This is a genomic window from Lysinibacillus sp. IITD104, assembly GCF_036698265.2.
Lineage (GTDB): Bacteria > Bacillota > Bacilli > Bacillales_A > Planococcaceae > Lysinibacillus > Lysinibacillus boronitolerans.
This window is the reverse complement of the sequence record NZ_JBAHYH020000001.1, coordinates 2,456,825-2,468,775: the sequence shown is the minus strand read 5'-3', so window position 1 is coordinate 2,468,775 and position 11,951 is coordinate 2,456,825. Positions and strand designations below refer to the sequence as shown.

18 protein-coding genes are annotated in these 11,951 nt (G+C 39.3%); 14 read left to right on the top strand and 4 right to left on the bottom strand.

From position 1 onward, the window contains the following. The first annotated feature begins 1 nt into the window (after position 1). The 9 genes from V1L66_RS12525 (at position 2) to thrS (ending at position 6,016) form a co-directional block, all read left to right on the top strand. Positions 2-400: a MarR family winged helix-turn-helix transcriptional regulator gene (locus V1L66_RS12525; RefSeq protein WP_016993932.1), complete on the top strand. Its 399-nt coding sequence runs from the start codon at positions 2-4 to the stop codon at positions 398-400. Beyond that, positions 400-747 carry a DUF3147 family protein gene (locus V1L66_RS12520; RefSeq protein ID WP_312126912.1) on the top strand — a complete coding sequence of 116 codons (348 nt, stop codon included), beginning with the start codon at positions 400-402 and terminating at the stop codon, positions 745-747. Before V1L66_RS12525 ends, V1L66_RS12520 begins: the two co-directional genes overlap by 1 nt. Positions 748-762: 15 nt before the next feature. Next, entirely contained in the window at positions 763-1,248 is a 486-nt protein-coding gene (locus tag V1L66_RS12515) for a GNAT family N-acetyltransferase (protein ID WP_333006284.1), read from the top strand. 46 nt (positions 1,249-1,294) lie between these two features. After that, positions 1,295-1,759: a hypothetical protein gene (locus V1L66_RS12510; protein ID WP_016993929.1), complete on the top strand. Its 465-nt coding sequence runs from the start codon at positions 1,295-1,297 to the stop codon at positions 1,757-1,759. A 123-nt stretch (positions 1,760-1,882) separates the two neighbouring features. Beyond that, positions 1,883-2,389 carry a hypothetical protein gene (locus V1L66_RS12505; RefSeq protein ID WP_036080724.1) on the top strand — a complete coding sequence of 169 codons (507 nt, stop codon included), beginning with the start codon at positions 1,883-1,885 and terminating at the stop codon, positions 2,387-2,389. A 120-nt stretch (positions 2,390-2,509) separates the two neighbouring features. Then, entirely contained in the window at positions 2,510-3,106 is a 597-nt protein-coding gene (locus V1L66_RS12500) for a hypothetical protein (RefSeq protein ID WP_016993927.1), read from the top strand. A gap of 11 nt (positions 3,107-3,117) precedes the next feature. After that, positions 3,118-3,474: a hypothetical protein gene (locus V1L66_RS12495; protein WP_333006285.1), complete on the top strand. Its 357-nt coding sequence runs from the start codon at positions 3,118-3,120 to the stop codon at positions 3,472-3,474. A gap of 14 nt (positions 3,475-3,488) precedes the next feature. Next, positions 3,489-3,719 (top strand): hypothetical protein, encoded by a 231-nt coding sequence (locus V1L66_RS12490; RefSeq protein ID WP_333006286.1) that lies wholly within the window; start codon positions 3,489-3,491, stop codon positions 3,717-3,719. Between the two features lie 380 nt (positions 3,720-4,099). Beyond that, positions 4,100-6,016, top strand: a complete 1,917-nt coding sequence (gene thrS / locus V1L66_RS12485) for a threonine--tRNA ligase (RefSeq protein WP_333006287.1) — start codon at positions 4,100-4,102, stop codon at positions 6,014-6,016. Between the two features lie 124 nt (positions 6,017-6,140). Here the strand turns inward: thrS and V1L66_RS12480 are convergent, their stop codons facing one another. Together V1L66_RS12480 and V1L66_RS12475 are read right to left on the bottom strand one after the other, a co-directional pair. Beyond that, on the bottom strand, positions 6,141-6,611 hold the full coding sequence (locus V1L66_RS12480; protein WP_016993924.1) for a hypothetical protein: 471 nt from the start codon (positions 6,609-6,611) through the stop codon (positions 6,141-6,143). Positions 6,612-6,783: 172 nt separating this feature from the next. Beyond that, positions 6,784-6,954, bottom strand: coding sequence for an aspartyl-phosphate phosphatase Spo0E family protein (locus V1L66_RS12475; protein ID WP_004230265.1), 171 nt, complete (start codon positions 6,952-6,954; stop codon positions 6,784-6,786). Positions 6,955-7,472: 518 nt separating this feature from the next. Here V1L66_RS12475 and V1L66_RS12470 point away from each other — a divergent pair. Both V1L66_RS12470 and V1L66_RS12465 read left to right on the top strand, forming a co-directional pair. Beyond that, positions 7,473-8,027 (top strand): hypothetical protein, encoded by a 555-nt coding sequence (locus V1L66_RS12470; RefSeq protein WP_238542905.1) that lies wholly within the window; start codon positions 7,473-7,475, stop codon positions 8,025-8,027. Continuing rightward, complete coding sequence (locus V1L66_RS12465) at positions 8,020-8,577, top strand: histidine phosphatase family protein (protein ID WP_016993922.1); 558 nt, start codon at positions 8,020-8,022, stop codon at positions 8,575-8,577. The genes V1L66_RS12470 and V1L66_RS12465 overlap by 8 nt, the downstream gene beginning before the upstream one ends. Before the next feature lie 51 nt (positions 8,578-8,628). On the opposite strand, the gene V1L66_RS12460 is transcribed toward V1L66_RS12465, so the two are convergent. Beyond that, positions 8,629-9,180, bottom strand: coding sequence for a GNAT family protein (locus tag V1L66_RS12460; RefSeq protein WP_333006288.1), 552 nt, complete (start codon positions 9,178-9,180; stop codon positions 8,629-8,631). Positions 9,181-9,380: 200 nt separating this feature from the next. On the opposite strand from V1L66_RS12460, the gene V1L66_RS12455 reads away from it, so the two are divergent. Genes V1L66_RS12455 through V1L66_RS12445 form a run of 3 tightly spaced genes read left to right on the top strand, consistent with a single transcriptional unit; the run spans position 9,381 to position 10,884 of the window. Then, complete coding sequence (locus V1L66_RS12455) at positions 9,381-9,968, top strand: SMI1/KNR4 family protein (RefSeq protein WP_036080705.1); 588 nt, start codon at positions 9,381-9,383, stop codon at positions 9,966-9,968. A 2-nt stretch (positions 9,969-9,970) separates the two neighbouring features. Further along, positions 9,971-10,453 carry a GNAT family N-acetyltransferase gene (locus V1L66_RS12450; protein ID WP_376748015.1) on the top strand — a complete coding sequence of 161 codons (483 nt, stop codon included), beginning with the start codon at positions 9,971-9,973 and terminating at the stop codon, positions 10,451-10,453. Beyond that, positions 10,450-10,884 (top strand): GNAT family N-acetyltransferase, encoded by a 435-nt coding sequence (locus tag V1L66_RS12445; protein ID WP_333006289.1) that lies wholly within the window; start codon positions 10,450-10,452, stop codon positions 10,882-10,884. The genes V1L66_RS12450 and V1L66_RS12445 overlap by 4 nt, the downstream gene beginning before the upstream one ends. 14 nt (positions 10,885-10,898) lie before the next feature. Here V1L66_RS12445 and V1L66_RS12440 read toward each other — a convergent pair whose 3' ends face one another. Beyond that, positions 10,899-11,636 (bottom strand): class I SAM-dependent methyltransferase, encoded by a 738-nt coding sequence (locus V1L66_RS12440; RefSeq protein ID WP_333006290.1) that lies wholly within the window; start codon positions 11,634-11,636, stop codon positions 10,899-10,901. Between the last annotated feature and the right edge of the window lie 315 nt (positions 11,637-11,951).

The following is an 11,951-nucleotide window of genomic DNA, read 5'->3' as shown; positions in this document are numbered from 1 at the left end:
GATGATTAAAGATATAAATGATTATTTTACAACGATATTCTATCATCTACATACAACCCATGAAGATGTTATTTCCCATCAAAGCGTGCGTATTTTGCAAATGATTCAAAAGGAAGCGGAAGTGACGGTGCGTGATATTGCAGGGTTATTAAACATTTCTCCTAATACGGCGTCAGAGCATGTGAAAAAGCTAGAGCGCCATGGCTGGGTGATGAAGGAGCGAGCAAGTGACGATCAACGTAAGGTCATGTTGCATTTAACAGAAGAAGGGCTACAAGTGCTGAAGAAAAACTCGGAGCTAGATGATGATAAACTACAGCATGCCCTTAATCAGCTAACTGAGCAGGAGCAGCAAGCCATTCTACAGGCGTTTCGACGTCTAAGTGAGGTGGCAAAATAATGTATACATTCTTTAAAATTTTGAGTTCAGCAGCTATCATTGGCGTTGTGACGGAGGTTGCACGACGATTTCCTACCTATGGAGGAATTATTGCTGCGTTGCCCTTGGTGAGTATTTTAAGCATTATCTGGCTGACAGTGCAAAGTGAGTCGAGTGAGCATATTCAGCGCTTTACGGTGGGCGTTATCGTTGGCTTGCCCGCAACGATGTGTATGCTATTTGTGATTTACATGGCGATGAAATCGTCCTTGCATATTGTACTAGCTATTGGTCTTGGTGTGCTGTCCTGGGCTGTATTTTTAGGCATACAAAAGGCGATTGCAGGGGTTTTTCATATTTCCATTTAAAAAGGAGTTTAGAGAATGACGATTATTACCATACATCAAGTACCAAAACAAACTGTACGTGATTTTTTTCAGGAGCATTGGGGTTCAACGGAAATGGTCATCTCCAGTGGCATTTATGACTGTAGTAATTTAGCAGGCTTTGCTTTTATGAATGAGCAAGAAATGATGATCGGTTTAATCACCTATATCGTGCGGGAAGAGGACTGTGAAATCATTTCGTTAGATAGTACGGTCGAGGGAAGAGGTATTGGTTCTGCGCTTGTGAAAGCGGTAGAACAAGCAGCACTGGAGCAGGGTTGTACAAGCATATCACTCATTACAACAAACGATAATTTACATGCATTGAAATTCTATCAAAAACGTGGCTATTGTTTAATAGAAATACTGCGTAATGCAGTTGAAAAAGCAAGAGCCTATAAGCCTTCTATCCCACTCATCGGCGATGACGGTATTCCAATACGAGATGAAATACGTTTACAAAAACAACTTGACTGTCAATAAGTCAGGTTGTTTTTTGTTATACTGGTGAAGGAAAGAGAGGGAAAGTATGAAAAAAATACTATTTATTTTAATGCTGAGTGTGCTTTTGGTCGGAGCAATCTTTATGATTTATCTCAAAAGCAATCCACCACTTGTTATTCAAAGCTATACCAGCAAACAAGGCAATGAAGCAGTTAAAATCATCGCACTTGAAAATACTGGGCTGCGTGAAATAAAGCTGAAGCAAATACTGGTGAATGAGCAGCGATCTAATAACGCTAAACTTATAATAAGTAAGGCAGAACCTTTTGAGGCGGAAACAAAGCTAGAGGGAAATGACCAACTATCTTTTCATAACTTAGCACAGCGGACGATCGTACCTCGAAGATACATAAATCAACAAGCTATTGGCGAGCAGCCACAGCATTATGCTGTTCAAGTTCAAGCATCTAACAACCAAAAAGTAACAATTTACTATGAATATTTAAAAATACCTTTTACACTAACAGTTGAGCTTCAAGCCAACAAATAATCACTTTTTGTCTTATCCTTTATGCCTGTGTCATTTTCTAAGATTGTTTGGTGAAAAGCTCCTATCCCTCCTAGAACATGGTAATATTGTAATAACAGCAATTGTGATACTAGGAGGGACCTAATGGCATTTATCATCTTGTGTATAGTACTAATTATCTGTGTTATCACTGTGGCTTTAGGGTTTATGAAAAAGCTTTCGAAAAATGATATTATGCTTGAAGTGACAGCCACTTGTGAAGGGAAAAATGAAGACAATCAAGCGATTATGAAGATATATTTTAGGTATTCCATTGGACGTCTTGCAAGAAGGAAAAGAGAAATGATAGGCAGTATTGAATGGTCTGAAGGATGGATGCCTGTCAGCTATAATTTAAAAGAACATGGCGTGTATGATGAAGAACGACTTCTGTATGCAACGAATGAGCAAACGTATTCCACCTTTGAAATCAATGCGACGAATGCGCTTGATGAGCAAGGACGGGGAGAGGGCTACGTGGTCCTTGTATTGGAAAAGCCAAATACCTCTCATATGTCCCGAGCGGGTGTTATTCTCGCTGTGACAGCCAATATGGTTACATATCAATTATCAGACTCGACAAGCTGGCACAATGATATGCTAGCGAACTAGCTATCCAATGGATTGGATAGCTTTTTTGTATTTACAAGTAAAAATAGGTTGTATATGGAACCAATTGGGGAAAATAACGTATAGAAAGAAGAAGGACTTGCAGGAGGAAGGAGGATGTAGATGTCCGAACAACATAGCAAAAACTATGATTCAAGGCTCGTCACACTAGATGAGCAAATATGTGCACTTTTGCAGCAACGAAAAGAGCAATCAGCTCATACTCCAGGCTTTCCATCGGATGATACCATTTCAAAATGGGCAAAGCAATATGGATTTGATGACACTTTTTTAGCGATGTTCTTCCAATTGATTAAATCAGAAAAATACTATACATCAAACGTAGAACCAACAGGCTTCCGTCACTATATCCCTGTGTTGAAAACGGTAGAAGGGGGAGAGCGTTTGTATACGGTTTCTTATGTTCGTCAATATGACAATGCAAGTGTAGTGCAATTATTAATCGATTGGGATGAGCAGCAAGAACCACAGCTAACGATTCAGCAAAAATTACAACGAAATCATTTTGGCCTATACATCGATGAGTCCTATGAATGTCGAAGTAAAGGTACAGGCGGCTCAAATGGTCATGAAAGCAGTACGTACGTGGTGACACCACCCTTGCCAGATGATTTAAGGGGACTGCATTTTGTTTTTACAGAATACGAAGATGTCTTTGAAGAAAAGCCTACAGGATGGGCTGTTACCATACAAGGTTAGGGGGATGTTGAATGAAAAAATGGATGCTTCCACTTGTCCTCGTCATCCTATTGACGGCTTGTCAAAGCCCCAAGCAGGAGATACATTATATCGCTAAAAGTGAGCATTGGAAAGCCATCTATCATAGTAATGGCGAGGTAGGCTTGCGCTTATTTTATCTGGGAGATGATGATGATTTAGGGCCTTTAGAAATTACGATTGAGGGGACAAAAGAATCCAAAAATTTAAGTGATGTTCAGTTAAATAAAGATGGCTATTATTCCTTCACAAAAAAAGAAAGTGAGAAAATCTTTAAACGAGAAACAAAGCCTTTGATCCATGTAGAATGGCAAGCTAGAGATGAGACCTTAGAGGTGAAAAATCATTAGGAGGTAATAATAATATGCGAATTGAACAACGCGAGGATATAGTGGTAATTGATGGCCTTGAAATCAGCGGAACGATTCAAAAAAATCATCAATGCTCGAGTTGTCAAAATGCCATCATCTATGATGACACGTTCGATAGTTATTTTTGTGCGATGTGTAATGAGTGGCAAGAGGCGGCATGTGATGACCCGCATTGTCACTACTGTGTACATCGTCCAGAACGCCCATTGCCAATCCATCGCTAAATTTTTTCTTATTTTAGTGTTTGACAAAGAATTCGCTATTCGTTATAGTAATTAACAATTTCATACAAAAATGAAATGGGCAATGATAAGGACAAGAGATTCGATTAACCATTTTTAGAGAGGGGGGCCTTGGCTGCAAGCTTCCTAATGTCGTAATCCTATCTTACTACCTTGGAGCCGTGCTTGGAAACTTGCACCGTTTTTTTGCGACGTTATAGCAAAATCAATGAGCCACTAGCTAATAAACTAGTGGGAATTTGGGTGGAACCACGGGTAAACAACACATACTCGTCCCTTAGTAGGGACGGATATGTGTTTTTTTATCTACACAATTATGCTGAGGTGTAATTGATTTTATTACTAAAAAAGGAGTAGAGAACATGTCAAATCAACGTATTCACATTCAATTTCCAGATGGTCAACAGCAAGCATTTCCAAAAGGTGTGACACTAACCGATATTGCACAAGCGATTCGTCCAGCGCTTCGCAAAAAGGCAGTCGCAGGGAGTGTTAACGGAACCATCATTGATTTGACGCGCCCGATTATGGAAGATGCACAAATTACATTGTACGATGCAAGCTCAAAGGAAGGGATCGAGGTCATTCGCCATTCTACAGCCCATTTATTAGCTCAGGCAATTAAACGACTTTATCCACATGCACAATTTGGAGTAGGACCAGTCATTGAAAATGGCTTTTATTATGATATAGATATTGCTGATACACTGACACCGAGTGATTTGCAGGAAATTGAAAAGAAAATGAAACAAATTGTACAGGAAAATATTCCGATTCATAGACGTGAGGTTTCACGTGAAGCAGCGAAGCAATTATTCGCCCATGATGCGTTAAAGCTAGAGCTGTTAGAGGCCATACCTGCTAATGAGCTTGTTACGATATATGAGCAGGGGGAGTTTTACGATTTATGTCGTGGTCCACATGTCCCGTCTACAGGCAAGTTACAGCATTTTAAATTAATGCATGTGTCGGGCGCTTACTGGCGAGGTGATAGCAATAATCAAATGCTTCAACGTATTTATGGCGTTGCCTTTGCGACAAAGGAAGAACTTCACGATCATTTTGTCTTTTTGGAGGAAGCAGAAAAGCGGAATCATCGCAAGCTGGGAAAAGAGCTGTCGTTATTTATGTTTTCAGAGGAAGCACCTGGCATGCCCTTCTATTTAGCAAACGGTCAAATATTACGTAATGAACTGGAATCGTACTTGCGACATTTACAAGCGAAATATGACTATAGAGAAGTACGGACACCACTCATGATGAACCAACGCCTATGGGAGCAATCGGGCCACTGGGATCATTATAAGGACAATATGTATTTCACACAGGTGGATGACCAAAGCTTTGCCTTAAAGCCGATGAACTGTCCAGGGCATATGCTGATTTTCAAAAATGCCTTACATTCCTATCGGGATTTACCAATACGTATGGCGGAATTTGGGCAAGTGCATCGACATGAATTTAGTGGTGCCTTGAATGGTCTATTACGTGTACGAACTTTTTGTCAGGATGATGCCCATATTTTTGCAACACCACAGCAAATTGAGGATGAAATTGCGCTGGCCTTAAAGATTATAGATGAAGTGTACAACGTCTTTGGATTTGCATATACGATTGAATTATCGACACGACCAGATGATTATATGGGTGATTTGGCACTGTGGGATCAAGCAGAAGCAGCACTTGAAAATGTCCTAAACAATTTAGGTATTGCCTATACAATTAATGCAGGGGACGGGGCTTTCTATGGACCGAAAATTGACATCCATATTAAAGATGCAATTCAGCGCAGTCATCAATGTGCAACGGTTCAGCTTGATTTCCAGCTACCAGAGAAATTTGATTTAACATATATTAATGAACACAACGAAAGGGTGAGACCTGTTGTCATTCATCGTGCAGTGTTTGGCTCAATTGATCGCTTCTTAGGTATTTTAATCGAGCATTTTGGCGGCGCATTCCCAACTTGGCTGGCACCACAGCAAGTGCAAGTTATTGGGGTAGCAGAGGCACATCAAGGCTATGCCAAGCAAGTTGTTGAAGCTTTACAACAGGCACAAATCCGTGTGCAATTCGATGATCGCCAAGAAAAGCTCGGTAAAAAGATACGTGAAGCCCAATTACAAAAAATACCCTATATTGTGGTTATCGGGGATCGTGAGGTTGCCAGCCAAACTATAGCTGTTCGTAGACATGGTCAGCAAAACTCTACTAATAAGTCACTACAGCAATTAATAGAAGAAATCACAGCAGCCATTCAACAAAAAAGTTTAACTTAATTCAAGTAAAGAAAGCTTGCGATGAATATTCGTCATTCATCGCAAGCTTTTCAATTGTTAAAAAATTTTTACTTCTATTTTTTTGAAATGACTACTAGAATCTACATGGTGTGCATACAATGAATTAAAGGTGCTTGGAACTTTCTTGAAAAAGCGAATGTCCCAGTATTACTTCTTCTGTTTCAGCGTCGATGACAAGAAATTTGCGATAGGATTCATCGGTATTGTGCTGAAAGGATGCTAAAAAATAAACTTGTCGATTGGGATGAATAAAAGTATGTTGAGAGAGGTCTATTGTTTCCTGTTTACCATCTGTTTGTAAATAAAAACGTTTTGTCGCATTTGCTACATCTTTAAAAGCCATCTTTTGACGAATATTCAATGAAGCATTGGCATATTCCTCATAAATCGCACGATTAAGCTGCTGATAAAATTTGTCCTCATCACGAAACGATTGAAATTGGTTGTTTGGGTATTGATATAGTGTATTTATTTCAGTTGGTGTGCAAAGTGTGGGTGTTGTATGGTCTACTGAATGTTGAGGTGGCAATAATATTTTGGAAACAACCATAAAAGTTAAGATGAATACGTGCATCATTCAACCTCCAAATGTTTTCTTATCAAAAACATCGCCTACTTTTTCATTCTCTATACATTTTGAGAAATGGCTAGGTGAATGCATGTATCATCCCCGATAAAACCAGCCAATAAAACATGGCCTGGCTTTATCATATCTATTCTTTCTTCTATTATATGCCTCGTTATGATTAGGAAGCTTGTGCTTGCTTTAAATATCTATTAAGTAAGACATCCAATTCTTGACTGTAATCTACTACAATAGGGTGGGTGAAACCAAGATCCTTTGCTTTTTTATACATAATTCTTCGTTTGATCTCAATTTCCGCCTTCAAGAATTGTTTAAGTAATAAGTTAACCAAGATATTTTCCTCCTAATTTTTTATCCATATTCTTGAAATAAATTTCTATGACCTCGATTCAACTTTTTCATTGTATATCACTTATATTAAAAAAAATGTCATATTGTGTATCGTTTCTCAAATTCGTAATTTAGTCATAGATAAGGTACTTCATCCTAATAAGCTTGATTAAAAATATTTGATGATTATAGATAAAAAATACTGTTAAATTTCCCTTTTATTGAATTTAATCCATGACTTAAAACCCTATTCATGCGCTGGATAGGGTTATTCACTTTCTTAGTTTTAGAAAATATTAAGGGGAAAAAAGAGAAGTGTTAAGTCTTTTATACTAAGGAAAAAGTTGTGATTATAGATTGAATTTTTCGATAATTAAGCATGGCATTCATATCTTGTCACATTTTAGCAAATTCCCTTTTTTGTTGTTTAGAAATGGGGACATTTCATTGTCTATGGTGAAATGTTGAGAATTTTTGAAATTGATGGAATAATGGATGAAAGATGAGGTGATGAAGCGCATGATGAAAAAACTGGTTTCAATCATTGCTTTTTTAAGTTTGCTAACGGCATGTGAAAGGGAGGAGCCCTTACAGGAACCGACCATTGTGTATGACATGGATACGACATCCACATCCACTGGATTTAGCTATGTAGCGGATCTATCTTTTGAAAAAAGAGAGGCCTATCAAGCATTTTTAAACGATGGAGAAATTCGTCATTTGCAGACCTTTTCGCCAGAGGAAATGCTGCTAATTATGTTTGATTTAGTGGAGGAACCTCGTATGGATGCATTGTATGCGATTACTTACAGCAATGATGCATTCCCCACAAAAGAATTGTTTGAGCAATACTATACGGATTCACTTGCAGGTGATTTGCTTGTTACCTATTTCATGTATAGATTTTATGATCGAATAGTGATTAATGAATCGAGCACCCCTGATTTACAGGTCGTTCAACTGGAAATTTCCGTTGGGAGTCAGCGCTACATAAAAACATACGCCCTGCAACAGCAAGAGGGGATTTGGAAGGTTCATTTAGCTAAAGATCAAAGAGGAGAAGCAGATGACTGAAATTTATTTTATTAGACACGCACATGCCCATTATTCAGAGGATGAATATCATCGTCCACTATCTGCTCAGGGACAAAGGGATACAGAGCGTGTTACAAATCTTTTGAAGCATCAACGAATCGATGCGGTTTATGCTAGCCCCTATCGAAGAGCCATTCAAACAGTGGAGGGGATTGCACAGGCTCGTCACTTACCCGTCCAAACGATAGATGGCTTAAAAGAGCGACAGCTTTCTACTGGGAAGCTGGAGGATTTTCATGCAGCAGTTCTACGGGTGTGGCATGAGCCAAGCTTTGCATGGGCGGGTGGAGAGTCCAATCAACAGGCGACGGCTCGCGCTATTCCAAGTTTGCGCAACATCCTTCTTACTCATCCAGAGGAGTCTGTCGTTATCGGTACACATGGCAATATCATGGCATTGATGATGCAATATTTTGATGCCCAGTACGATTATGCATTTTGGCAAACGTTAAGTATGCCAGATATCTATCGATTAGCCTTTCAAGGTCTATCCTTACAGGAAGTAACACGCGTGTGGCAAGAGGACTGAACAAAAAAAGAGATACTACAGCAATCATAGTATCTCTCTTGTGCTATTCTATTAATTCCTCTCCCATTCGGAGCGTAAGAGGCCAAATAATACCACGTCATGGAATGTACCGAAGCGGAAAATTTCTTGGCGTAAAATGCCTTCTTTTGTGAAACCACATTTTTCATAGGAGCGGATAGCTGCTGGGTTAAAGCTAAAAACCTGAAGCTTGATTTTCTGAACAGCGATATATTGGAATATAAAATCAATGAGCGTTTTCATTGCATCCGTGCCATAGCCCTTGCCGTGCCACTCTTTCCCAATTGATATGCCCACAGAGCAAGTGCTATTTTGCCAATTCACTGCATAAACACCACAGGAGCCTATCAGCTGATGTGACGTTTTTTCATAGATGCCAAAAATGTATTCCTCCTTCTTCCCACTGATACTGTTAAAGAATGCGGTGTGATCCTCTATAGTTTGTGGAAAGGGAATTTCATCATTAGCAAGTAGCAAAGAGGTGATTTCGCTTTCGATTGCTATAAAAGCCTCTAGGTCAGTAGCAGTCATTTGCTGTAAAGTGATCGATTGACCTGTTAAAAATGTTTTCAAATAGTGTTCCATTATTGTATTCTCCCTTGTTTAAGGGCTGCAAGTAGCGTTACAACCCTACGATTGTTCGTAATACTTTCACGTCTACTGCATCTTTCACACTCATAAACCCACCCCTTTTTTGTGAATACTACCATAGTAGCATGAAGGACGAAGAGAATGGAAGAAATTATGTTAAAATATGTCATAGTTAAAGAGAGAGAGGGATTAAGATGCGCACACCTTACTTCGCGAATTTATTACAATACTTACCACAAGAAGAGCAGCAACAATTACAACAGGCTTTTGGTGCTTCAGATGCACAAATTCAGGCCTTGTTAGAAGTATTTCCGAAGTGCCCGCAAGCTTTGATTGAGCTATTACAGGATGTCAATGGTACATATTATTGTCAGCATGGGCAAGAAACGATATGTGTTCTAGTGCTGGGCTCTGATTTAGGGGATTACCCGTATTATCTTAAATCGGTGGAGCAAATCGTGAAAGATTACCATGACCAACGTGAAACGATTTATGAACGCTATCAGGAATTTTTAGCGTATGTTGAAGTAGATGAAAAGATTAATATGCATGTCCCGTTAAATGACCGGCTATGCTTTGCGGATTGTATGAATAATGGTGGCACATCAAGCTTATATATTGATTTTACGCCAAATGAAGCGGGGCAAGTTGGTCAGGTGGTTCGTTATGTGCATGATCCTGATAGCTTTGAGGTGATTGCCGCTTCGTTTGAGGATTATTTACAGCAACTTATAGAGGGGGACTATGAATTTACCGCTATATACGAGGAGGAATTTGAGTGACTATGCAGCTCATGTTCTATGAGGACAAAGCACAAAATTTAGTAGAACAATACACGTTAACAGAAGAGCAGCTACGCTATACAAAGTCTCCAAAGGAAAGCATTGCACTTGCTAAGCAGGATAATAGTAGGCACGCCATTTTAGCAATGGACGGCAACAAGCTAGTCACGTTCTTTGTCTTACATGAAAAAGAAGGGGTGACGCCTTACTCCTCCAATGAACAGGCGCTATTAATCCGTTCCTTTTCCACTGATTTTTATGAGCAGGGCAAAGGCTATGCCAAGACAGCACTCCAATTATTGCCTGACTTTGTTCGCAAGCATTTCCCACATATCACTGAGCTGGTGCTTGGGGTCAATGTGCCAAATAGAGCGGCTCAAGAACTTTATAAGCGATGTGGCTTTGTCGATGAAGGCAGACAGGCAATGGGACTTCGAGAAGAGCTAAAGGTGATGAGCTATTATATGAAGGAGGTTGAAAATTGAGCCATCATATAATCGAAGCAAGAATAGAGCATTTACAAGCACTTTGTACAATCGATCAAGAAGTGATTGGAGATTCATCCAGAGCGGAAGAAATTCAGCAGGCTATCAAAGAGAAACGCTGTTTGCTCTACCAATCCGCCGATACCATTGGGGGTTTTCTGCTATTTAGCAATGACTTTTTTGGTTATAGCTTTATTTCCTTAGTTATTGTCAAGCCGTCCGAGCGTAGAAAGGGGATCGCATCTGCCTTAATGACCGCTTATATCCAAAGTGCTCAGACAGCAAAGGTTTTCTCCTCTACAAATCAATCCAATAGGCGTATGCACCAGCTTTTTCATAACCTAGGCTTTGTCAAAAGCGGTTTTATCGACAACTTGGATGAGGGAGACCCAGAAATTATTTATATGAAACAAGCCTCACCACGGAAGTAGGGTGAGGCTTTCGTTTATTTTTTTGCTTTGATGAATAAAAAGGATGGCCTGCGTAGTTCCTTTTCAATAGAAGGAAGCTGTTGAATAGCTTCTTGGGTTGGAATTGGTTCTACGATTTTATCAATCGTTAACCCATGGGCAATCAATGTATTGACCAGTGTCGCTATGGTGCGATGATATTTGACAACACCCTCCACCAACCATGTTTGCTCACGCGAGCCTTCATCCTGATAATGATCCACAGCATAGTGCAAACGGTGATGATTGTCATCATATACCCAATTATCATCCATTGTATGACGAGCTGTAGCAATAGGATGCTCCACAGAGAAAATAAATACACCATTAGGACGTAGCATACGAGCAATTTGACCAATGATCGCATCGAAATCTTTGACATAATGGAGAGATAGGGAGCTGGTTATACAATCAAAGCTATCCGTAGGGGCTTCATAATCCTCTATTGCCTGTAGCTGATAGTCAATTTGTTGGTGGGCATGCTCCTGTTTGGCGATGGACAGCATATTCTTCGAAACATCTAATGCGGTTACATGCTTGGCTTGATGGTCGATACAATACTTGGCGAAATCTCCCATACCACAGCCAATATCGAGTATCTGTAAATTTGTCAAAGGTGGAAGTAAAGCCTTCATCGTGGGCTGCTCCAAAAGATGGTTATAATTAGATGCTTTTTGTCTCAATGTCTTGTAGTGATGAAAAAATATCGGATTATCATAAATATTTTGTTTCATTAAAAGCCTCCAGTTTATGAAACATAACGTTATGTTATTTGTGCGCATCATTATTGTCCCATGTATAGATGAAAAGAAATAGACTTTTATTACAATTTTTTGTAAGATGTAGATAGAGGCATACCATTTTTAGATAAAGTAATTTTCCACTTAATGGGTTTTTTATAGTCTTCTACATCATGATTAGCACTTCCTTATCCCCATCATCATTTCCATGTCATAAAAATGTAACAATTCGAAAAAATAAAAATATTTAAAGGGAAAACATGGCACCTCTTACCCGCTATAACGTTCTTAGTATTTGGAAGCTTATTC